The sequence below is a fragment of the Streptomyces sp. NPDC002838 genome (assembly GCF_040295365.1).
Lineage (GTDB): Bacteria > Actinomycetota > Actinomycetes > Streptomycetales > Streptomycetaceae > Streptomyces.
Genome location: NZ_JBEOVF010000069.1, coordinates 1 through 22,194 on the forward strand (window position 1 = coordinate 1; position 22,194 = coordinate 22,194).

The window sequence follows — 22,194 nt, forward strand, 5'->3', positions numbered from 1 at the left end:
TTCAGCCTCCGCCCGGCGGCCCCGTGGGCGCTGCGTGCGAGCAGCGCCGACGTCTGCTGCCGGATCAGGGCCGAGTACTGGGCGGAGACCTTGTCCAGCGCGGCGGTCCACTGCTTGCGGGCGTCGGGCAGGGTGACCCGTCCTGCGTTGCCGGCCGAACGGGCCGCAATCACCTGGTCCTCGATGCTCTGCAGGGTCTGCCAGTCCTTACCCTGCAGGATCCGCTCGGTCTGCGTCTTCACGCTGCCGCGCAGCGAGGGCATGACCTGGTCCTCGACGACCCAGCGTCGCGTGCTCACCATCTCGGCGAACTCTGTCCAGGCCTTCTCGTCGAGGCGCCCGGACGGCCACGCCAGGGTGAGGTGCGTGTCCTCCTGGGCGACCAGCTCCGCCGCGTGCTCCAGCGCGACGAGCGGACCGGCCTGTGAGGTGAGGTCGCCGTCGTCGACCTGGGAGAGCTCCTGGAAGGCGTGGATCTGGTCGTCGATGATCGAGGTGTACTGGTCCAGCGCCTGCTCGGCGGTGATGTCGGTGGGGTTGTCCACCTGGCCCCGGTAGTACTCCAGGCTGCTGACCGACCCGACGACCGAGTACAGCCGGTCCGCGATCCGGTCGGGAGCCTTCTGGATCGCATCGGAACGGCTCGCCAGTTTCGCGACCGCCTGGTCCGTCTCCTCGCGCGCCCGGTCCAGGGCGGCCCGGGAGCCGGGCACCGAGGCCAGCCAGGCCGCCGACAGCCCGCGTTCCTGCTGCAACGCGAGCGTGGCGTCGGTGCCCATGGCGCCGGTCGACTTGCTCAGCTCCGTCTGCGACTTGAGCCGCAGGCCCTCCGAGAACATCTGCGCCGTCGTCACACCCCACATGGCGGCGAGGGTGACGCTCGGGACCAGTGCCAGCAGGATGAGGGAGAGACGTATGGAGCCTAGGCGGCGACGCCGGGCGCGTGTCCGTGGAGACATGGTCGTCCTTGGGCGAGCGGGGGAGCGGGGAGGTTCTTCGAAGAGGTGGCCGGACGTCCGGCGGCGGGGCCCGCCGGAGCCCCGGTCAGCGGGTTCCGGCGGCGGCGAACCGCTCGACCGAGGCGACGTTCGACCGGGTGACGAACGCCGGACCGGTGAGTACGGGAGCCACACCGCCGCCGCTGATGTTGCCGTTGGTCTTGTACAGCCAGAGCGAGTCGACGGCGAGGTAACCCTGCAGATACGGCTGCTGGTCCACCGCGAACTGCACCTTTCCGCTCCGCACGGCGCTGACCATGTCCTTGTTGAGGTCGAAGGTGGCGACCCGGGCCCTGCTGCCCGCCTCCCGCACCGACTCGACGGCGTCGAGCGCGAACTGCGCGCCCAGCGTGACGACTTCGTCGATGGAGGGGTCCTGCCGGAGCCTGGCCGTGACGGCGGCGTGCACCGCGTTGGGGTCGGTGCCCTCCACATAGAGCAGGTCGGTCTGGCCGTCGAACGTCTTCTTCACGCCGGCGCAGCGCGCCTCCAGGCCGACGTTGCCCCGCTCGTGGATGACGCACAGGGTGTGCTTGGCCTTGAGGCCGTCCAGCCTGTCCCCGACGGCGCGGCCCGCGAGGCTCTCGTCCTGGCCGAAGTACTCCAGCAGGCCCTGGGAGCGCCAGGCGTCGATACCGGAGTTGAGCCCGACCACGGGTATGCCCGCCGCTCTGGCCTCGGCGACCGGGCCTTTCATGGCCGCCGGCTTGGCCAGGGTCACCGCGATGCCGTCGACCTTGTCGCTGATCGCGTCGCGGACCAGTGCCGCCTGCTTGGTCGGGTCGGAGTCGTTCCCGTATGTCAGCTCGATGTCGTCCTTGGCGGCCGCCGTCCGGGCGCCCTTCTGCACCAGGTCCCAGAAGGCGTCCCCCTCACCGCCGTGGGTGATCAGGGCGACCTTGATCCGGCCGGTGTCGGCCTTGCCCGCCGTGTCCGCGGCTGAGTCGAGCCGTGCGTCGCCGGAACCGGTGCAGCCGGCGAGAAGCAGACAGGCGGCGACGGCGAGAGCCGCGACGCGGACGGATATGGAGGAGGCCTGAGGTGGGAGGGAAGTGTTCATGAAGTGCGGCACCTCGCTGTGCGGCCGAGCAAGAGGAACGCGAAAGCGCGGCCGGAACATGTGCTGTGCTGCGCCGACCGGGTGACTTCCACTGGCTCGGAGCCAACCGTGTGTGACCGCCGGTAGTCAAGTGATCTGCCCCTGGTAGCCGGGTCTTGCTGCCGCATCGTGATGATCTTTCCGCTGGGAAGTACTTTTCCGGACGCGTACGGCGGCGGCCGCGGCGGACGACGTATTCCGCCGGGCCGTGTCGGATGCCGTATCGCGCCGGGCGGTCAGGGCTTGCGCGCCACCGCCCCGTACATCGCGATGTCCGTGTCCCGGACCACCTCGGTGCCCGTGCCGTCCGGATGCCACTTGTGCACCTGGACGATGCCCGGCTCGACGAGATCGAGCCCCGCGAAGAACTCCTCGGCCTCCCCGAGCGTGCGCAACCGCATCGGCATGCCCCGGGCCGCGTACTCGTGGGCGACCCGGCCGACCTCCTCCGGCGCGAACTCGGCGGTGCCGATGGACATCGCGAGGTAACTCCCCGGGGGGAGCGGGTCGAGGAGACGGCGGACGATGCCGACGGCGTCGTCCTCGTCCATCATGAAGTGCACGATCGCGATGACGGTGAGGGCGACCGGCTGCGCCAGATCGAGCGTCGCCCGCAGTTCGGGAGCGTCAAGGATGCTCGCCGGGTCGCGCATGTCCGCCTCGATGTACGCCGTCCGCCCCTCGGGTGTGCTGTTCAGCAGACCCTGGGAGAGCCTGAGGACGAGCGGGTCGTTGTCGACGTACACGACCCGGGCCCCCGGCGACGCCGACTGGGCGATCTCGTGGATGTTGGGGGAGGTGGGGATGCCGGTACCGATGTCGAGGAACTGGCGTATCCCCGCGCCCTCGGCGAGATGCCGCACCGCGCGGTTCATGAAGTCGCGGTTGGCCCGCATGTGGACGGGCAGCGCGGGCCACTCGCGGCACATGGCGTCGCCGGCCTCCCGGTCCGCCGGGTAGTGGTCCTTGCCGCCGATGATGTAGTCGTAGATCCGCGCCGAGTGCGCGCTCCCGGTGTCGATGTCTTGTTCCATGCACCTCCCTTCCCATGCTCAACTCACGTCTAATCACGTGCAGTTGAGGACGGTGCGGATTCCTTGCCCCGGGGGCCGGTGGCGGGGGCGCGCCCGGGTACGTCAAGGGCCGCCCGATGAGAGCAACGAGCGGCCCGGCCGCGATTCAGGCGGGTTCCCCGGCCTGTCGCTCGAAGGGCTGGGCGAGGGCCTGCCGCTGAACCGCCCTCGCCTCCTTCCGCCGCTGCCGCCGGCTCACCCGCGGATCCTGGTCGGGCAGCCACCCGAAGGCCAGGCAACTGCCCACGGCCCCGAGCACGAGACCGACGAAGAAGCCGCCCAGGTTCGAGGTGACCCAGGAGCCCAGGGACAGCAGGATGCCGACGATCGAGTAGAACAGCCGCTGGGCGGGGTTGAAGAGGATCAGCAGCCCGAGCAGCAGCATCACGGTCGGCACGAGGTAGCCGGCCAGGCCCTGCATGCCGACGTGCACGACGACCTTCATCGACGCCTTCAGGGTGAGCAGGATCTCCGCGCCGCCCAGGGCTAGCAGCAGCCCGCCCCAGAACGGCCGGGCGGCCCGCCAGCGCCGGAAGGCGGACCGCATGCCCTGACGTGGCCCGTCCGACATCAGCAGGCCTTGTCGCTGAAGCCGAGCTTCAGGCCCGGCAGCTTGAACACCCCTGCCGTGGTCGCGTAGTTGGTCTGCCGCAGATCGCCGATGTACACGGTGTCGGACTGCTGGCTGAAGACGCCGATGGGGCCCCGGCCCTTCGGGCCGGCCTTGTTCAGCTCGCTGGCGTCGTTGCCGATCTCGATGTTCGTGAAGGCGGCGTTGCCCGACAACTCGGTCGAGTCGGTGGTCAGGTCGCTCGCCTCGACCTTGTCCTTCCCGGCGCCCGCGGTGATGCGCAGGTTGATGCCGCCCAGATCCACGCTCTGGCACAGCTTGGTGAGCGTCGCGTCCTTGATCACGGAGGTGACGACCAGCACCTGACCGCCGGTGTCGCCCTCGTTGGGGCTGTCCGCGGCCATGTGGTCGAGGCCGCCGAACTGCTCGAATCCGGTGCCCTTCAGCTCGGTCGCGGTGACCGTGAACGGCATGCCGGAGATGGCGAACTGCACGCCCAGCGCCCCTTCGGCGGTCAGGACCAGGAGCCCCGCGGCGATCGCGGTGGCCGGCACCGCCATGATCGCGGCACGGCGCGCCCGGACCCGCCCGCGTCTTTCCGGGCCGTCGGAGATGTCGGGTACTTGGGTTACGGAACCGCTTTCCGGGTTCTCGGGGGTGTTGCCGGCGGACGAGGCCATGTGCTGCTCCCAGTGGGCATGGTCAAAATGCGGTTGGGCCACGTTGTCCTGGCGCGGACAGCGAACTGCGGCGCACGCCTCCTCGCAACTCCCGGCGGATGCAAGGGCTTTCTCGTTACGCATCAGTAGCCGTCGAGGAAGTTACCGGTGGTTACATTAGTGGTCAAGCAAGTTGTGGGAAAAGAGTGTTGATTGTGTGCCGCCTGTGCGTCAGGTGACTTCCCGGGTGCCGACACCACCCCAGTCCGCATACAACTCCCCTACAACACCTTGACGTTGACCGACCCTCAGGTCTACAACTCTCCCTGGCTTCCCCAGATCCGTGGCGCCGGATCCAGCCGCCTTCCCGGACGTTCTGTCCAGTGCGGGCACTTCACCGCCCGCAACCGAACCCTCAAGGCACCCCGCACGGTCGCTCTCCCCCCTGTGACCTTGCCGGGCAGCCCCTCCCGCCCGGCCCGGCCGGAGTCCCTCCCCCATGGGTCTCCGGCCGGTCACCGGCCCGCTGCCGTTGCCGGTCCGTCACGTACGGAGAAGGCGTCACGGGCCGGCGGCGGCGGACACCGAAGCGCCCCTTGGAAACCCCTCACAAACCCCCCTCAGGAAAGAGGCACCCGCATGCGTACGAGATCCCTCCTTGCCGTCGCCGGAGCCGTCGCCGCCCTCACCCTCCCCGCCGTCACCCCCGCGTCGGCGGCCGACAACGCCGTCCTCACCACCGGCAGCGCCGGCGGTACGGCCGTAGCGGTCGGCGACGTCCTCACCGCGCCGCTGGCCGACGGCACCGCCGCCACGCTCTACTCCAGCGCCACCGGCACCAGCGGCATCTCCTGCAAGACCTCGCAGTTCACCGCCACCGTCACCGACAATCCCGCGGCGCCCGGCACGGCCACCGAGTCGCTCGACGCGCACACCTTCGACAGCAGCAGCTGCTCCGCCAACGTCGTCGGCGTGCTCGGCGTCACCAGCATCACGGTCAACAACCTGCCGTACACCACCTCGGTGGCCTCCGACGGCACCGTCACGGTGACCGCCGCGAGCGGCTCCGCCATCCAGACCACGGTCGTGCTGCGCACCCTGCTCGGCAGCATCAACTGCGTCTACCAGACGCCCAGCCTGGTCGGTACCGCGAGCAACGACGACAACAGCATCACCTTCACCAACCAGCAGTTCACCCGGACGTCCGGCTCCTCGCTGTGCTTCGCCAACGGCTACTTCACCGCGAAGTACGCCCCGGTGACCGACGGCGACGCGCTGGTCTACGTCAACTGACGCTCGCGCGCCCGGCGTTCACCGCCGACGCAACCGCAGCGCCAGGGCGGCGCCCCCGGTGAGCACCAGCACCGCGGCGGCGCCGCCCGCGACCATGGGCGCGGACGCACTGGAGCCGCCGTCGGAGGCAGCGGCGACCGGGGTGCTGTCAGCGGCGTCCTGGCGGGGCTCGGCCGTGGACGCCCGTGCCACCGGCGACGGCGTGGCCTGCGGACGGCTGCGCTCCGCCGTCGGCGACGGGCTGCGGCTCGCGGGTTCCTTGCCGCTGCCCGCGCCGGCGTCGCTGTCCGCCGTGGCCGGAGCGGAGGTCTTGTCGCCGGCGCCCTCCGGCTCCGGGAACACCACGTCCGAACACGAGTAGTACGTGTCCGGCGTGCTGCTGTTCTGCCAGACCGTGTACAGCACATGCCGCCCCGTCCGGTCCGACGGCAGCGTCGCCCTGATCCGGTACGCCCCGTCCGTCAGCGCCGGGTCCTTCACCTCCGCGAACGGCCGCTCCGGCAGGTCGGCCCATGTCAACGGCTTCGCCGGGTCGTAGCCGGGCTTGGTGAGGAAGAGACGGAACGTGCCGGTGTGCGGGATCGTCGAGACGTACCGCATGGTCAGTGTCGCGCCCGGGGTCAGCCGGGTCGACGGCCAGTCGGAGCGGGCGAGGTCGAGGCCCCGGTAGGCGGGCAGGCCTGAGCTGCACAGCTTGCCGTCGGGGACAGTCTGCCGGTCCCGGCCGTTCACGTTCGCGATCCGCAGGTTGTCCCAGGCCGTGAAGGGCGCCCCGTTGGCGGCGACGGCCGCCCGGCAGGCCGCGGACCCGGTCGCACCCCCGTCGGGCGAGCAGGCGAACACCCGGCTGACGGGATCCGTCGGAGCACCGTGCGCCTGGGCGGGCGCCGCCGCCCACACGCCCAGCAGCAGAGGGCTCGCGGCGAGAGCCAGGGCGGCGATGCGGTGTGCGGTCATCCGGGGCATCCGGAACGTCTCCTCGGCCGGAACGGGAACGGTCAGTACCCATCCAGTACGGGACACCGGCCCGGTGCGTTCACCGGAACCCCGATGCCTGCAAAGCGGATCAATCCCGGTCAACTCCCTGACATCAAGGGTGGGTTCCCGGCCGGATCGAGGGTTTCCCCTGTATCCGGATGACCTGCTCTTTGCCTATCGTTCGACCACAGCTGACCCACAGGTAACCCCGAACGGGTCGCACCGCGCACCAGGCCGGCCACCGTGCGCCCTCTTCGCACCATCGCCATGCGCGCCTTCGGTTTCACCCCCCCCGCCGCTTCACCGACGAAGCGAATCGACCGCCGCTCCGCGCTGCCCGGAGCTCGGCCACGAAAGGCAAGCCCTTGCGTACCTCCCCTTCGCTCAGACGGAAGCTGATATCCGTCGCCGCCGTCTCCGCCGCCCTGCTGACCACCGGCACGGCCTCCGTCGCCGTCGCCCAGGAAACCGCGCCCCAGGAGACGGCCGCCGTCCCGGCCGCGCTCACCGAGGCCGCCCCCGGCACCCCGGCCGAGCGCCTCATCGTCGGCTACAAGTCCGGCGCCGCCGAGGCCAAGTCGAACGCGGCCGCCGAGGCGGACGCGACGGACAAGGGCAAGGACTCCGGCGAGGACCTCGACTTCCAGCGCCGCCTCGGCACCGGTGCCGCCCTGGTCGACCTGGGCGAGGACCTCACCAATGCCGATGTCGCCGACGTCGTCGCCGAGTTCAAGGCCGACCCGCAGGTCGCCTACGTCGTGCCGGACCGCCTGAACACGCGGAAGGCCGACCCGAACGACACCGAGTACGCCAAGCAGTGGGACCTGTTCGAGTCCACGGCCGGCATGAACGTGCCCGGCGCCTGGAACACCACGACCGGCACCGGCGTCACCGTCGCCGTCATCGACACCGGCTACGTCGCCCACTCCGACCTCGCCGCGAACATCGTCGGCGGCTACGACTTCATCGCCGACACCGCGGTCTCCGTCGACGGCAACGGCCGCGACAGCAACCCGGCCGACCCCGGCGACTGGTACAACGCCAACGAGTGCGGCCCGGGCATCCCGGCCAGCACCTCCTCCTGGCACGGCACCCACGTGGCCGGCACCATCGCCGCCGCCACGAACAACAGCAAGGGTGTCGCGGGCATCGCCTACGGTGCGAAGATCTCCCCGGTGCGCGTGCTCGGCAAGTGCGGCGGCTACGACTCCGACATCATCGACGCCATCACCTGGGCGTCCGGCGGCACCGTCTCCGGTGTGCCCGCCAACTCCAACGTCGCCAAGGTCATCAACATGAGCCTGGGCGGCGACGGCGCCTGCTCCTCGGCGACCCAGAGCGCGATCAACGCGGCCGTGAACCGGGGTACGACGGTCGTCGTGGCCGCGGGCAACGAGAGCGACAACGTCGCCAACCACAGCCCGGGCAACTGCAACAACGTCATCTCGGTCGCCGCGACCAACCGCTCCGGCGCCAAGGCCTCGTACTCCAACTTCGGCTCTCTGATCGACATCGCGGCCCCCGGCGGCCAGACCAGCACCGGCACCGCCAACGGCATCCTGTCCACGCTGAACTCCGGCACGAAGACGCCGACTTCGGAGTCGTACGCCTACTACCAGGGCACCAGCATGGCCACCCCGCACATCGCGGGCCTGGTCGCGCTGATGAAGTCGGCGAACTCCTCGCTGACCCCGGCGCAGATCGAGACCGCCATCAAGAACAACGCCCGTGCCCTGCCGGGCGCCTGCTCCGGCGGCTGTGGCGCGGGTCTGGCGGACGCGGCCAAGACCGTGGCGGCCGTGAGCGGCTCCGGCGGTTCGACCGGCGGCACCACCTTCTCCAGCACCACCGCCGTGTCCATCCCGGACAACGGCTCGGCCGTGGAGTCCTCCATCGCCGTCAGCGGCCGCAGCGGCAGCGCCCCCTCGGCCCTCCAGGTCGGTGTCGACATCACCCACACCTACCGCGGTGACCTGGTCATCGACCTGGTCGCTCCGGACGGTACGGCGTACCGCCTGAAGGCCGCGAGCAGCTCGGACTCCGCGGACAACGTCAGCACCACGTACACCGTGAACGCCTCCTCCGAGACGGCCAACGGCACCTGGAAGCTGCGCGTCCAGGACACCGCCGCCCAGGACACGGGCCGGATCAACGGCTGGAAGCTCACCTTCTGAGCCGACAGCTGAGACGGGCGGGCCGGCCGGTGCGGATGGGGCACCGGCCGGCCCGCCGTACGTCATGCGCGGAACACCGAGAGGTGGTCGACGGCCCAGTCCCGGTAGGTCCGCGCCGGCCGGCCCAGCACCTCGCCGACCGTCGGATCCACGTGTGCCTTCGCCCCGTCCCGCCCGCGTACGGCGCTCTCCACGAGGGCACGGGCCAGCGGCTCCGGATAGCGGGCCAGCAGCCCGGACAGTGCCTGGTCCTGACTCAGCTCGACGAGTTTCAGGGGACGTTCCAGCAACTCCCCGAGGATCTCCGTCTGGTGTACGGCGCTCAGGGCGGCGGGCCCGGTGAGCGCATACCCTCGCCCCACGTGTGCCCCCGGATCCGCCAGGACCCGCACCGCCACGTCGGCGATGTCCCGCGGATCGACGGTCGAGTTCCGTGAGGTGCCGTGGAGCGCCCGGACCACGCCCTCGTCCCGGACGGAGCGGGCCCAGCTCAGGGTGTTGGACATGAAGGCACGCGGCCGCAGGAACGTCCACGGCAGGCCCGACGCGCGCAGCAGTTCCTCGTTGTCGCGCTGCCACCGGGTGATCAGGTCGACGGCCCCGGGATCGGCCACGGCCTGGGCCGACAGTTTCACGACATGACGTACCCCCGCCGTACGGGCGGCCGTCAGGAAGTTCTCGTCCTGGCCGGGCGCCAGCGGGTTCGTGGTGACGAGCAGCGCGGACCGTACGCCGGTCAGCGCCTCGCGCAGGCTGCCGAGGTCGTCGAAGTCCCCGCCCACGGCCTCGGTTCCGGGGCCCGCGAGAGGGGCCCGGCGCGGGTCGCGGGTCAGCAGGCGGAGCGGCCCGGTGCCGGACAGACGCTCGGCCACCAGCCGCCCGACGGTACCGGTGGCCCCCGTCACCAGGATCACGGGACGGGGACCGAGGCGAGGATACGGACGCCGCGGTCTGCTTTGCTGTCCAGGCCGAGCAACAGCCCCGGCACCGCGATGCTGGGCAGAATGTGGGACCACAGGACGGAGATCCGGTACCCGAGGTCCGCCCGGTCGGTCAGCGCCCGCGACATCAGCTGGATGCCCGCGAAGCCCCCCACCAGTAGTTCCACCGTGTCCCGTGGCTTCACCGTGGGCAGCAACTCACCCTGGGCGCCCGCCTGTTCCATGAGCAGCGTCAGCCGCTCCGCCCACTGCCGGAACGGTCCGGTGTGATCGACCCCGGGGGGCGTCGCCTGGTCCACCGTCAGCCGCACGCTGCCCCGCAGCAGGGGATCGCTCAGCAGCCGCTGCCCCACCACGAAGGTCATGTCGATGATCTCCTGCAACTTGCAGGGCTGCGGCGGCACGGCCCCGAACGGCACCTGCTCGTCCAGCACCGCCTGGGCGAGCGACTCCTTGGAAGGGAAGTGGAAATACAGGGCGCCCTTGGTGACTTCGGCCCGCTCGAGGACCATGGCGATCGTCGTGGACGTATAGCCGTTCTCGTCGAAGACCGCGCCCGCCGCTTCCAGGATCGCGCTGCGCGTCCTGATGGCGCGCTCCTGTTGTGCCATAAGAGCCCTCCGCTGCGCCGAGTTGGCCGGTTCCCGCAAATCGTGTGCCGCGTGGGCTCGATCATATGGTGCTACCGACTGATCTCATTGAAAACAAACCGGTCGCCTCGTACTCTAACGCTCACCCGAGTGGGCATTTCACCGTCTGCCACTGGCCTTCGGGGGAACCGTAGGGAGAGACATGCCTCAACCGCGGCAGCTTGCCGAAACGCCGTCCATGACGGCGACCGTTCCCCGCCAACTCGTCCACCGCGCGGCGGTCGCGGAGACCTTCCTCACCGGCTGGAACCGGACCGCGGCCGACCGGTTCTCCGTGTCGGCCCAGTGGCCGCGCGCCCATGGATTACACGTGTCGGCGGACCGGTCCGCCTACGACCCCCTGCTCGTGGTGGAGACCGTGCGGCAGAGCGGAACGCTGATCGCGCACACCGAGTACGACGTCCCGCTGGACCATCACTTCGTGCTCAAGGAGTTCGAAGTCACCACCTCTCCCCAGCACTTGGCCGTGGGAGCGGTCCCGGCCGAGTTGGCCGTCGAGGTCGCCTTCGTCGACGTCCAGTACCGGGGCCGCCGCCCGGTGGGCGCCCGCTACACGGCGGACGTGCTGCGCGGCGGGGAACGCGTGGCCACGGCGTCGAACGTCGTGTTCACCTGCACCGGCGAGCCCGTCTACCGCCGACTGCGTGGCGGCCGTACCCCCGCCACCGTGTCCCCCCTGCCGCTGCCCCCCGCGCTGCCGGCCGCCGTGGTGGGCCGCGCGCTGCCCGCGGACGTCGTCCTCGCCCCGACCGACCGCCCCGACCGGTGGCAACTGCGAGTAGATACCGCGCATCCCGTTTTCTTCGACCATCCGCTGGACCATGTCCCGGGCATGCTGCTCCTCGAGGCCGTCCGCCAGGCCGTACGGGCCCACACCTCCGGCACCCGGTCGGCCGTGGCGTTCCACATCACCTTCCACCGGTACGCCGAACTGGATATGCCCACGTGGATCGAGGTGGCGAGCGAGAACGGCACCGACGTACAAGTCGTCGGAAGACAGGGAGAGTCGGCGGTCTTCGAGTGCGCCGTCGGCACCGCCCGGTGGTGAGCTATCGTGTATAGGGAGTTGGAAACAAACGGCATGACCCGTTGCTTTCCCGTCCCAGGAGTGTCCCGTCGATGCCGAGGCAGTTACGCGCCGAACAGACCCGCGCGACGATCATCACGGCCGCCGCCGACCTGTTCGACCGGCGCGGCTACGAATCGACCAGCCTGAGTGACATCGTCGAGCACGCCCAAGTCACCAAGGGCGCCCTGTACTTCCACTTCGCGGCCAAGGAGGACCTGGCCCACGCGATCCTGGAGCTGCAGTCCCGTGTCTCGCGCCAGATGGCCAGCGAGATGGACGCCCGGGGGTACTCCTCGCTGGAGGCCCTGATGCGCATCACCTTCGGGATAGCGCGTCTGTCCGTCGAGGACCCGATTCCGCGGGCGGGCCTGCGGCTGGCCACCGGGGGAGTGGAGGTGCGTCCGCCGCTGCGGCACCCCTTCACCGAGTGGCTGGACCTGGCCTCCCGCAAGTTCCTCGGCGCGGTCAAGGAGTCCGACCTCCACTCGGACACCGACATCGATGCCGCCGCCCACTCCCTCGTCAGCTCCTTCGTGGGCACGCGTGTCGTGGGGCGCTCCCTCGAACCCGTGGCACGCCAGCCGCGCAGGCTCGCCGAGATCTGGCACTTGATGATCCGGGGCCTGGTGCCGGTACCCCGGCGGGCCCGCTATCTGACGCTGGTGAGCCATCTGGAGGGGGAGATCAGGCGCTGTGACGTACGGTGAGATTCATGCCCGACACGCCGCCCGCACCCGCACCCGTGATCCTCGGCAACGAACCCGGCTCCTTCCCCCACGGCGTGCTCGCCGAGCGGCATCCGGCCATCGTCGGGCAGGTGCGTGAGGCCTTCCCCTACGGCCCTTCGCAGCACCGCGCCCTCGACGTGCTGCTCGCGAGCTGCACCAAGGGCGTGATCGAACCCCTGCCCGCCGAGGCGCACGACCAGGACCGCTGGAAGGCCTGGGGCATCGACGCGTACACGGGCCGGTCCTGGTTCGACGTGCCCTGGCTGTGGTCCGAGAGCCACTTCTACCGCCGACTCCTCGACGCCGTCGGCTACTTCGGCCCCGGTCCCTGGCAGGGCATCGATCCCTTCCGCCCCTTCAAGCTCGCCGAGCTCGACTCCCCCGAGACGGACGAGGAACTGGCCGCGCTCGACGCCCTGGCCGACCGGCCCGCCGACGAACAGGCCGAGGCCCTGCTGCACGGCTCACTGTGGGGCAACCGCGCCGACCTCGGCTTCCGCCTCTCCGACGCCGGCGCCGAGGGCCGGGCCGCCGCCCCGAGCCTGGTCGCCGACGACAGCGCCACCCTCTGGCCGCTCCTCGCGAACACGGGCACGCTCTGCCTGATCGCCGACAACGCGGGCCGCGAGCTGATCCCCGACCTGCTCCTCATCGCCCACCTCCTCGCCCACGGGCACATCGAGCGGGCCGTCCTGCACGTCAAGCCGTACCCGTACTACGTCTCCGACGCCACGACCACCGACGTGGTCGACGCCCTGCGCCGACTGGTCGAAGCGCCGGGGCAGGCCGCCGCATACGGACGGCAGCTGTGGTCCGCGACGGCCGACGGCCGCCTCACCGTCCGCGCCCACCCCTTCTCCTGCGCCCCGCTGCCGTACGCCGAGATGCCCGACGACCTCCGCGCGGAGCTCGCCGCGGCCACACTGACGGTCGTGAAGGGCGACCTCAACTACCGCCGTCTCGTGGGCGACCGCATGTGGCCCCCGACCACGCCGTTCGCCGCCGTCACCGACCATTTCCCCGGCCCGGTCGCCGCACTGCGCACCCTGAAGTCCGACGTGATCACCGGCCTGGACGCCGCGACGGAGACCGCGCTGGTCGCCGCCGAGGAGCAGCGCTGGCGGACCGGCGGGACCCATGCGCTGATCCAGGTCAGGTCCTGAGGAGATGATCGGCGACGACGAGTCGTCGCCGCTTCCTTCACCTGAGGTGTATGTCCTGCCACACCAGCCGGTGGTCCGAGGTCGGCACCGTCGTGCCGTTTCCGACCAGCCGGTACAGCGGGTCGTCCGACGTCGGCCAGAAGACGCCATTGGCGCCCGGTACCAGCCCCTTGGACGGGATGACGTGGTCGACGCGCAGGTTGCCGGGAGCGGAGTCGCCGAAGTCGGACGTGTCGTACGCCGGGTTGCCCTGGTGCGAGGCGTTGGCGCCGCCCTGGAGCCGCGCCGCCTCCACGCCGCCCGCGCTCGCCGGAGGTGTGGCCGGCAGCCGCACCGCCGGGTGGTCCAGCAGCAGCCGTACGGCGTGGTCGTAGCTGTCGCCGTCGTACGGATCGGCGTTCAGGTCGCCCGCGATCACGAACCGCGCCCCCGGCCGCAGCCCGCCGCGCCGCCCCTTGTCGTCGTACAGGTAGGCGCCGCGCCGACGGCCGCCGATGTAGTCGGCCCACAGGCGGATCTCGTCGTGGTTGCGCCGGCCGTTGCGGTCCTCGGGGCCGTCGAAGGTGGGCGGCGTCGGGTGCGACACCAGGAAGTGCACGGTCTCGTGGCCGACGCGCACCGGCACGTCCCAGTGGCTCTTGGAGGACAGCCGCAGGACCGACCGGGCCGCGTCGCCGTAGTAGCCCTCGGGCATCACGTGGTCCGGCATGTCCTTCCACAGGAAGTGCTGGAAGGTGCGCACCGCGCGGGTGTCGATCGGGAACTTGGAGAGCACGAGCATGCCGTACTGGCCGGGGAACCAGCCGTACCCGAAGGCGTCCTGGCCGTACGCGTCCGAACCGGGCGTCGTCACCGCTCCGTTCTTCCCGTCGAGGTCCACACCGGACGCCACGCCCGTGTTCACCGGGCCGGTGAAGTGGTACGGGAAACGGATCGGCTTCGCGCCGTTCTGCCCGACCGCCAGGTAGTCGCGCAGGAACAGGCCCGCCGCGGTGCCGCGGTCGTCGTAGTCGAACTCGTTGACCAACAGGACGTCCGGATCGACGCGTTGGATGGTCTCGGCGACATTGCGCGCCTGGGCGTTGTCCGGGGTGGACAGGTCGGTGATCAGCGCGCCCTGGGTGGAGCGGTTCAGGGACGCGTTGAAGGTGGCGAACCGGACCGTGCGACTGGGCCGGCCGGTCGCCGACGCGGGGAGCGCGGTGGCGCCGGCCAGCGCCGCACCGGCCAGGGCGGCAAGTGCGGTGCGACGGGGGAGGGTTCCGAGGTGGTGGTCCTGATGGTCCATCGGGGCTCCGGGGAGGGAGGGGACACATGAACGGTTGAAGTCTGCGCGCGTAGAGGTGAACGCCACAAGGCCCGGCCAGAACTCCCGGATTCACCCACGATTCACGCGATGGTGTGACCATGTCCCGGCGTGCGGATGCCGCCCGAGGGCCGTGGGTAGGGCCCGGCCATGACGCAGCAGCCCTTCGAACTCCCGCACTTCTACATGCCGTATCCCGCGCGGCTGAACCCACATGTCGACGAGGCCCGCGCCCACTCGACCGCGTGGGCGCGCGACATGGGCATGCTGGAGGGGTCCGGGATCTGGGAGCAGTCCGACCTCGACGCCCACGACTACGGCCTGCTCTGCGCCTACACCCACCCCGACTGCGACGGCCCCGCCCTGTCACTCATCACCGACTGGTACGTGTGGGTCTTCTTCTTCGACGACCACTTCCTGGAGACCTTCAAGCGCACCCAGGACCGCGCCGGCGGCAAGGCCTACCTGGACAGGCTGCCGCTGTTCATGCCGATGGACCTGTCGACCCCGATGCCCGAGCCGGAGAACCCGGTCGAGGCGGGTCTCGCCGACCTGTGGACGCGCACCGTGCCGTCGATGTCCGCCGACTGGCGCCGCCGCTTCGCCGTCGCCACCGAGCACCTGCTCAACGAGTCCCTGTGGGAGCTGTCCAACATCAACGAGGGGCGGATCGCCAACCCCGTCGAGTACATCGAGATGCGCCGCAAGGTGGGCGGCGCGCCCTGGTCGGCCGGCCTGGTGGAGTACGCGACGGCCGAAGTGCCCGCGGCCGTCGCCGGGTCGAGGCCGCTGAGAGTGCTGATGGAGACCTTCTCCGACGCCGTCCACCTGCGCAACGACCTGTTCTCCTACCAGCGGGAGGTCGAGGACGAGGGCGAGCTCAGCAACGGCGTGCTCGTTCTGGAGACCTTCTTCGGCTGCACCACCCAGGAGGCCGCCGACACCGTCAACGACGTCCTCACCTCGCGCCTGCACCAGTTCGAGCACACCGCGTTCACCGAGGTGCCCGCGGTCGCCCTGGAGAACGGCCTCACCCCGGACGAGGTCGCCGCGGTCGCCAAGTACACGCAAGGGCTGCAGGACTGGCAGTCCGGCGGCCACGAATGGCACATGCGCTCCAGCCGGTACATGAACGCGCGGGCCGAGTCGACCAAGCCGTGGCAGGGCCTGGCCGCACGGGGCACCTCCGCCTCCGACGTCGGGGCGCTGCTCGCGGCGGCCGGCGCCGAGCGCCTGCGCGCCTACACGCACGTGCCGTACCAGAAGGTCGGCCCGTCCCTGCTGCCCGACTTCCACATGCCGTTCGAGCTCGAACTCAGCCCGCACCTGGCCGGGACCCGCCCCCGCCTCACCGCCTGGGCGCACCGCATGGGCATCCTCCAGGAGGGCGTCTGGGACGAGGACAAGCTCGCCGCGTACGACCTCCCGCTCTGCTCGGCGGGCCTCGACCCGGACGCGACCCCCGAGGCCCTGGACCTCAGCGCGCAGTGGCTCGCCTGGGGGACGTACGGCGACGACTACTACCCGCTCGTCTTCGGCCACCGCCGCGACCTCGCCGCCGCGCGCGTGACCACGCGGCGGCTGTCGGACTGCATGCCCGTCGCCGGCGAGGAGGTCCCCGTCCCGGTCAACGGCATGGAGCGCGCACTGATCGACCTGTGGGCGCGTACGACGGCGGAGATGACCCCCGAGGCGCGGCGCACCCTGAAGAACGCGGTGAACGTGATGACCGAGAGCTGGGTGTGGGAGCTGTCCAACCAGCTCCAGAACCGCGTCCCCGACCCGGTCGACTACCTGGAGATGCGGCGCCGGACCTTCGGTGCCGACCTCACTCTGAGCCTGTGCCGCATGGGCCACGGCCCCGCCGTCCCCCCGGAGGTGTACCGCAGCGGACCCGTCCGCTCGCTGGAGAACGCCGCCGTGGACTACGCCTGCCTGCTCAACGACGTCTTCTCGTACCAGAAGGAGATCGAGTACGAGGGCGAGATCCACAACGCGATCCTCGTCGTGCAGAACTTCTTCGGCATCGACTACCCGACCGCGCTCGGCGTCGTGGCCGACCTGATGAACCAGCGGATGCAGCAGTTCGAACATGTCGCCGCACACGAACTGCCCGTCGTGTACGAGGACTTCGGGCTGAGTGACGAGGCGCGCGAGATCATGGGCAACTACGTGGTCGACCTCCAGAACTGGATGGCGGGCATCCTGAACTGGCACCGCACGGTCGACCGCTACAAGGCCGACTACCTCGCCCGCCGCGCCCACGGCTTCCTCCCGGACCGGCCTCCGGCGCTGCCGGTCGGCTGACCTCCGCCGGCCCGGCGCGTCACACCGACAGGCCCCGCGACCGCGCCGCGTGCTCCACCGCGGCTCGCGCCAGTGCCCGGACGATCGGGTGCGGGCGCGAGCCGTCGCCGGACAGTTCCGGCTGGAACAGCGAGGCCAGGAAGAAGGGATGGCCGGGGAGTTCGGCGATCCGGACGTGCCCGTCCTCGTCGTGCCCGGAGAAGCGCAGGCCGTGCGCGCGCAGCGTGTCGAGGTGGCGGGAAGGGCCGTACGCGCAGAAGTAACGCTCGACCGTCCGCTCCGAGCCGGTCACGGACTGGGCGAGGGTGCCCGCCTCGATGTGCACCACGGCCTCGTGGCCCACCAGCGAACAGGCCAGCGGCTCGATGAGCGGATCGTCGGCGTCGGGGTCGTTCTCGGCGTGCGCCGCGCGCGTGAGGCCGCAGACGTCACGGGCGTACTCCAGGAGCGCGTGCTGGAACCCGCCGCACGTGCCCAGGAAGGGGATGCCCGCCACGCGCGCGGTGCGGATCGCGGCGAGCACGCCGGCCTCGCTGCGGTACGGACTTCCCGGCACCATCCACACCGCGTCGAACCCGCGCACGGCGTCCTCGTCCCCCGCCTCCTCGGAGGGGATCCAATAGGCGTCGAGGATGATCCGGTCGCGCGCGGCGACGGCGTCGAGAAGCAGTGGGATGCGGGTGTGCGACACGACATTGGGGGAGCGGTCGCCGACCAGGGCGAGCCGGGCGGACCGGGCTGCGGTGTTCGTCATGGCCTCATCTTCAGCGTGGCCGACGGATCGCGTCCAACGATGATTTCTGCACCCTTGATAAGCAGAGCTGATGCGATCCTGCTGTCCATGGACCCGCACCTCCTGCGCACCTACGTCACCGTCGCCCGCCTCGCCTCGTTCTCCGAGGCCGCGCGCGAGCTGGGGTACACCCAGTCGGCGGTGTCCCAGCACATCGCGGCGCTCGAACAGGACCTGGGCGCCCCGCTGCTCACTCGCCGCCCCGTCGCGCCCACGGTGGCCGGCGAGCGGCTGCTGGAACACGCGGGTCCGCTGCTGCTGCGCCTGGACGCGGCCCGCGCGGACGTCGTACGGATGGCTGCCGTGCCCGAGCACGGGCTGACGCTCGCCGCCGCACCGACCGCGCTCGCTCCGCGTGCCCTGACCGCGCTCCCCGCCGCGGGCGCGACGGTGCGGGTACTGGCCCGCGACGAGGTCGCGGCGGCCGTCGCCACCGGCACGGCGGACCTCGGCCTGGTCGACGGCCTGGCCGCCCCCAGCGACCCGCTGCGGCTGCCGGACGTCGCCCCGCTGACCACGCACGGCGTGGCCGAGGAACCCGTGTGCGTCCTCCTGCCCGCCACTCACCCCCTGGCCCGGCGCGCCGGGCTCCGCCTCGGCGACCTCGCCGACGCGCGCTGGCTGGACGCGCCCGACGCGGGCCTGCCGCTGGAGGGGCTGCGTGCCGCACACGGCGGCCACGGCTTCCGCCCGGCCCTGCGCTACGAGGGCACCGACGTGCGCGCACTGACCGCCCTGGCCGCCGCGGGCCACGGCCTGACCCTGCTGCCCCGGTCGGCGGCCACCGGAGTGCCGGGCGCGGTGGCCGTCCCGGTGACCGAGCCGCGGGTCGTGCACCGGGTGGAACTGGTGTACGGCGGCACGCCCCGGGGTGCCGCGGCGGCACTGGTGGACGTGCTGGTCGAGCGCGTGTGACGGCCGGTTCTCCGGGGCGGCCCCGTGGCTCTTCTCCAGGGCGGTCGGTATGTCTTCCCGCCCTTGACCGCGGGTCAGTCTCACTCGTTCGTGGCTCGTTGTGCGTCGGCGCTCCGGGTAGAGCACCTGCCGGAGGCGATCCATGGAACAGACAGCGTTGCGTCCCAAGCCCATGCCCGGTCAGGCACACGGCGGCGGCACCAAGTGCGGCCCCGCCCGGCGCCCGCACGCCGGGCGCCGGCGCGGCCGACGGCTGAGGACCGCGCTGCTCGCCCTGCTCGTCGGGACGCTCCTCGTCCTGTCCGGGGTCGGCCTCGGCACGGTCGGCGCCACGGTGATCGGCATGAGCGGGCTCGCCGAACTCCAGCGGCAGGCGGGGCAGGGAGCGCCGGGTCCGCAAGGGAGCGCGTCCGCCTCGGCGCGCCCCGGCCCTTCCGCGACCCCGTCTCCGGCGCCCGTCGGCGCGACGCTCGGCCTGGAGGTCGTGGACGCCGAGAAGGTGGGCGCGCTCGTCGTGGGGGTCCACGTCCCGGGTCCGGGCTACTCGGCGGGACTCGTCCGGGGCGATGTGCTCCTCGCGTTCGGCCGGACCCGGATCGACTCGGCCACCGACCTCGCACGAGCCGTCGCCGGTGCCCGGCCCGGCACCGAGGTCGTGCTGACGGTACGGCACAAGAGCGGCGGCTATCAGCAGTTGACGGTCGTTCCGGCCGTGGTCACATGACCGTCCGGAAGCGGCTGGTGAGCCGCCCTTGGTCGGCCGGCACGGGGATGGCCGGCCCGACCGGCGCCTCGCGGTCCGCCGCCTGCCCGTCCCTCCCGGGGCCGCCCCGGCGTCCGGGGCACCCACGGCCCGACGACCGGTGGCCGTCCGGCGAAGGCCGTGGCGCCGGGCCGGTGCGCGTGCCCGGTGATCAGCCCGGCGATCTCCGGCGGCCGCTCCAGCAGGTCGGCCGGACGGTCCGGCCGACTCAGCCGGTAGGAGTCGGACTGGGGGAACCTCCCACGCCCTTTGGTCAGTGAGGGAGGAGGGTCCAGTGCCACCGGCGGGTGGTGAAAGGCGAGGATCGAGCACCGGGAACGGCGCGTTGCCGTCGCGCCGCCCGAGGACGCGGACCGCCTCCTCGTACTCTGCCCCCGTGTCGTGGTCCTCGATGTCCCGGTCACCAGTAGCGCGTCCACCCGCCCCGGCGGCCGCCGCGACCGGGTCGCGCATCCACTGCACAAGACTTGCCCCTCGTATCCCGAAAGACGTGACAACCGGCTCGCGCGGGTCCCGCCGTCCGGGCAGGATGCTGCCCGTAGTCCCTTCACCCTCCCAGGGAGGCCCGGATGACCGGCAGCACGCGCGCGCCCTTCACCGCCGACGACTACCGGGCCCGTATGGAGCGCGCCGCGCGGGCGGCCGCCGCCGCGGGGCTCGCCGGGCTCCTGGTGGCACCGGGGCCGGACCTGGTGTGGCTGACCGGCTACGCGCCCACCGCGACCACCGAACGGCTCACCCTGCTCGTCCTCGCCCCCGGACAGGACCCCGTCCTCGTCGTCCCTACCCTCGAGGCCCCGGACGCCGCGCAGGCGCCCGGCGCGCCCGCGCTGACCCTGCGCGACTGGACCGACGGCAAGGACCCCTACGCCGCCACGGCCGCCCTCCTCGACGGCGGCGGCCGCTTCGGCATCAGCGACAACGCCTGGGCCATGCACCTGCTGGCACTGCAGAAGGCCCTGCCCGGCGCCTCCTACGCCTCCCTCACCGAGGCCCTGCCGATGCTCCGGGCCGTCAAGGACGCGGCGGAGCTGGAGCTGTTGGCGGCCGCGGGAGCGGCCGCGGACGCGACGTTCGAGGAGATCCGGAAGGTTCCCTTCGCCGGCCGCAGGGAGTCCGAGGTCGCCGCGGACCTGGCGCGATCGCTGCGCCGCCACGGACACTCCCAGGTCGACTTCACGATCGTCGCCTCCGGCCCCAACGGCGCCAATCCGCACCACGAGGCGGGTGACCGCGTGATCGAGCGCGGCGACATGGTGGTCCTGGACTTCGGCGGCCTCAAGGACGGCTACGGCTCCGACACCTCCCGTACGGTCCACGTCGGCGAGCCCACCGACGAGGAGCGCCGGGTGCACGACCTCGTACGCGAGGCCCAGGAGGCGGGCTTCCGGGCGGTGCGGCCCGGCGTCGCCTGCCAGGAGGTCGACCGGGCCGCCCGCGCGGTCATCGCCGACGCCGGGTACGGCGAGTACTTCATCCACCGCACCGGTCACGGCATCGGCGTCACCACCCACGAGCCGCCGTACATGATCGAGGGCGAACAGCAGCCCCTCGTGCCCGGCATGTGCTTCTCCGTGGAGCCCGGCGTCTATCTGCCCGGCCGTTTCGGGGTACGCATCGAGGACATCGTCACGGTCACCGAAGACGGTGGCCGCCGCCTCAACGACACGAGCCGCGACATGGTCATAGTGGACTGACGCACACCAGGAGCCCTCCACACGATCTCGAACGACAACGGCGCGATCATGACCCAGGCACCGACACCCACCGCGGACACCGTCCGCCGACTGGTCCGTTCCCTGCTCAAGGAGGGCGCGGCCGGTGCGAACGGCAGCACCGGACCCGAGGTCCGGCCCGTCGCCGAGGGCGGCGAGCACTCCACGTGGTGGGTCGGCACGCGCCATGTGCTGCGCCTCGCCCCCGACCGTGAGACCTCCGTCCGCCGGCGCCGCGAGCTGCGCCTGCGCGACCTCGTACGCCCGCACCTGCCGGTCGCCGTGCCCACCAGCGTGGCGCACGGCGAGTGGGCGCCCGGGCTGATGTACACGCTGGACACCAAGGTGCCCGGCGGCTCGGGGGAGGAGCACGACGTGTCCGCCGTCGGCGAGGCCGACCTGGCCGGCCTGCTCGCGGGGCTGCGCGAGGTGCCCATCCGGCAGGCCGAAGTGCTCGGGGTGCCGCGGGCCGCGCCGCGCTCCCTGGAGCGGCTGCGCCGGGAGGCCGTACGCGCCGCCGAACGCCTCGCCGCGGCCGACGAGTTCGACCCGGGCCGCTTCCACCAGTTTCCGATGCCGGCCGCGGTCCAGCTCGCCGCCCAGCCCGCCACGGCGGTCCTCGTCCACCACGGCCTCACGGGCGAACACCTCGTGGTCAGCGCCGACGGCCGGGTACGCGGCGTGCTGGACTGGAGCGAGGCGGTCATCGGCGACCCCGCCGAGGACATCGCCGGCCTCGCCCTCGCCGTCGGATCCCCGGCCGCCGTCCGCGCCGCCACCCTCGCCGGCTACGCCGCCCGCCCCTGCCTGCGCGGCCTCTGGCTCGCCCGCTGCGACGCCGTCATCCACCTCGCCGCCCGCCTGAACGGCCGCGACACCACCCTGCTGCCCCTCCTCAGGACCCGACTGCGACGCGCCTGGGAGGCGATCCTGCTGGAGCGGGTGACAGAGCTGCGGGACGAAGACCCGGACGCCACCGACGACGCCCTGTGAGGGGTG

The 22,194-nt window shown here is 71.7% G+C and carries 20 protein-coding genes; 10 read left to right on the forward strand and 10 right to left on the reverse strand.

All coding sequences use genetic code 11. The annotated features are described in order from the left end of the window. The 5 genes from ABT063_RS45550 to ABT063_RS45570 form a co-directional block, all read right to left on the reverse strand. Nucleotides 1-959: nitrate- and nitrite sensing domain-containing protein (locus tag ABT063_RS45550; protein ID WP_351067012.1), on the reverse strand; the 959-nt coding region annotated here is incomplete at its 3' end. Nucleotides 960-1,044: 85 nt separating this feature from the next. Then, nucleotides 1,045-2,058: a sugar ABC transporter substrate-binding protein gene (locus ABT063_RS45555; RefSeq protein ID WP_351067013.1), complete on the reverse strand. Its 1,014-nt coding sequence runs from the start codon at nucleotides 2,056-2,058 to the stop codon at nucleotides 1,045-1,047. Between the two features lie 275 nt (nucleotides 2,059-2,333). Continuing rightward, on the reverse strand, nucleotides 2,334-3,131 hold the full coding sequence (locus tag ABT063_RS45560; RefSeq protein ID WP_351067015.1) for an SAM-dependent methyltransferase: 798 nt from the start codon (nucleotides 3,129-3,131) through the stop codon (nucleotides 2,334-2,336). A 145-nt stretch (nucleotides 3,132-3,276) separates the two neighbouring features. Then, nucleotides 3,277-3,741, reverse strand: a complete 465-nt coding sequence (locus ABT063_RS45565; RefSeq protein WP_351067017.1) for a DUF6114 domain-containing protein — start codon at nucleotides 3,739-3,741, stop codon at nucleotides 3,277-3,279. Then, the gene (locus ABT063_RS45570) at nucleotides 3,741-4,421 is read right to left on the reverse strand and encodes a DUF6230 family protein (protein WP_351067019.1); all 681 of its coding nucleotides are present in this window, start codon (nucleotides 4,419-4,421) and stop codon (nucleotides 3,741-3,743) included. Before ABT063_RS45570 ends, ABT063_RS45565 begins: the two co-directional genes overlap by 1 nt. 618 nt (nucleotides 4,422-5,039) lie before the next feature. On the opposite strand from ABT063_RS45570, the gene ABT063_RS45575 reads away from it, so the two are divergent. After that, nucleotides 5,040-5,693: a Tat pathway signal sequence domain protein gene (locus tag ABT063_RS45575; RefSeq protein WP_351067020.1), complete on the forward strand. Its 654-nt coding sequence runs from the start codon at nucleotides 5,040-5,042 to the stop codon at nucleotides 5,691-5,693. 18 nt (nucleotides 5,694-5,711) lie between these two features. Here the strand turns inward: ABT063_RS45575 and ABT063_RS45580 are convergent, their stop codons facing one another. Next, on the reverse strand, nucleotides 5,712-6,659 hold the full coding sequence (locus ABT063_RS45580; protein WP_351067022.1) for a lytic polysaccharide monooxygenase: 948 nt from the start codon (nucleotides 6,657-6,659) through the stop codon (nucleotides 5,712-5,714). 377 nt (nucleotides 6,660-7,036) lie between these two features. Between ABT063_RS45580 and ABT063_RS45585 the strand changes: the two genes are divergently transcribed. Continuing rightward, the gene (locus ABT063_RS45585) at nucleotides 7,037-8,845 is read left to right on the forward strand and encodes a S8 family peptidase (RefSeq protein WP_351067023.1); all 1,809 of its coding nucleotides are present in this window, start codon (nucleotides 7,037-7,039) and stop codon (nucleotides 8,843-8,845) included. A gap of 62 nt (nucleotides 8,846-8,907) precedes the next feature. On the opposite strand, the gene ABT063_RS45590 is transcribed toward ABT063_RS45585, so the two are convergent. Further along, complete coding sequence (locus tag ABT063_RS45590; RefSeq protein ID WP_351067025.1) at nucleotides 8,908-9,759, reverse strand: NAD(P)H-binding protein; 852 nt, start codon at nucleotides 9,757-9,759, stop codon at nucleotides 8,908-8,910. After that, nucleotides 9,756-10,397 (reverse strand): ScbR family autoregulator-binding transcription factor, encoded by a 642-nt coding sequence (locus ABT063_RS45595; protein ID WP_351067027.1) that lies wholly within the window; start codon nucleotides 10,395-10,397, stop codon nucleotides 9,756-9,758. Before ABT063_RS45595 ends, ABT063_RS45590 begins: the two co-directional genes overlap by 4 nt. A 181-nt stretch (nucleotides 10,398-10,578) precedes the next feature. Between ABT063_RS45595 and ABT063_RS45600 the strand changes: the two genes are divergently transcribed. From ABT063_RS45600 to ABT063_RS45610, 3 genes are all read left to right on the forward strand, one after another. Then, entirely contained in the window at nucleotides 10,579-11,484 is a 906-nt protein-coding gene (locus ABT063_RS45600; RefSeq protein ID WP_351067028.1) for a ScbA/BarX family gamma-butyrolactone biosynthesis protein, read from the forward strand. A gap of 71 nt (nucleotides 11,485-11,555) precedes the next feature. Further along, nucleotides 11,556-12,212: a ScbR family autoregulator-binding transcription factor gene (locus ABT063_RS45605; protein ID WP_351067030.1), complete on the forward strand. Its 657-nt coding sequence runs from the start codon at nucleotides 11,556-11,558 to the stop codon at nucleotides 12,210-12,212. Between the two features lie 5 nt (nucleotides 12,213-12,217). After that, on the forward strand, nucleotides 12,218-13,396 hold the full coding sequence (locus tag ABT063_RS45610; RefSeq protein ID WP_351067032.1) for a damage-control phosphatase ARMT1 family protein: 1,179 nt from the start codon (nucleotides 12,218-12,220) through the stop codon (nucleotides 13,394-13,396). Nucleotides 13,397-13,433: 37 nt separating this feature from the next. Here ABT063_RS45610 and ABT063_RS45615 read toward each other — a convergent pair whose 3' ends face one another. Next, complete coding sequence (locus ABT063_RS45615; RefSeq protein WP_351067033.1) at nucleotides 13,434-14,684, reverse strand: endonuclease/exonuclease/phosphatase family protein; 1,251 nt, start codon at nucleotides 14,682-14,684, stop codon at nucleotides 13,434-13,436. Nucleotides 14,685-14,852: 168 nt separating this feature from the next. Between ABT063_RS45615 and cyc2 the strand changes: the two genes are divergently transcribed. Continuing rightward, a complete protein-coding gene (gene cyc2, locus ABT063_RS45620) occupies nucleotides 14,853-17,009 on the forward strand; it encodes a germacradienol/geosmin synthase Cyc2 (protein WP_351067034.1) in 2,157 nt (718 codons plus the stop codon). A gap of 19 nt (nucleotides 17,010-17,028) precedes the next feature. On the opposite strand, the gene ABT063_RS45625 is transcribed toward cyc2, so the two are convergent. Then, nucleotides 17,029-17,763, reverse strand: a complete 735-nt coding sequence (locus tag ABT063_RS45625; protein WP_351067036.1) for a CTP synthase C-terminal region-related (seleno)protein — start codon at nucleotides 17,761-17,763, stop codon at nucleotides 17,029-17,031. 87 nt (nucleotides 17,764-17,850) lie between these two features. On the opposite strand from ABT063_RS45625, the gene ABT063_RS45630 reads away from it, so the two are divergent. The 4 genes from ABT063_RS45630 to ABT063_RS45650 all read left to right on the forward strand — a co-directional run bounded on the left by ABT063_RS45630 (nucleotide 17,851) and on the right by ABT063_RS45650 (nucleotide 22,188). Further along, nucleotides 17,851-18,717, forward strand: a complete 867-nt coding sequence (locus tag ABT063_RS45630) for a LysR family transcriptional regulator (RefSeq protein WP_351067038.1) — start codon at nucleotides 17,851-17,853, stop codon at nucleotides 18,715-18,717. Nucleotides 18,718-18,859: 142 nt separating this feature from the next. Next, nucleotides 18,860-19,441: a PDZ domain-containing protein gene (locus ABT063_RS45635; RefSeq protein ID WP_351067039.1), complete on the forward strand. Its 582-nt coding sequence runs from the start codon at nucleotides 18,860-18,862 to the stop codon at nucleotides 19,439-19,441. Between the two features lie 608 nt (nucleotides 19,442-20,049). Next, nucleotides 20,050-21,177 carry an aminopeptidase P family protein gene (locus ABT063_RS45645; RefSeq protein ID WP_351067040.1) on the forward strand — a complete coding sequence of 376 codons (1,128 nt, stop codon included), beginning with the start codon at nucleotides 20,050-20,052 and terminating at the stop codon, nucleotides 21,175-21,177. A 48-nt stretch (nucleotides 21,178-21,225) separates the two neighbouring features. After that, a complete protein-coding gene (locus ABT063_RS45650) occupies nucleotides 21,226-22,188 on the forward strand; it encodes an aminoglycoside phosphotransferase family protein (RefSeq protein ID WP_351067041.1) in 963 nt (320 codons plus the stop codon). The last annotated feature ends 6 nt before the right edge of the window (nucleotides 22,189-22,194 follow it).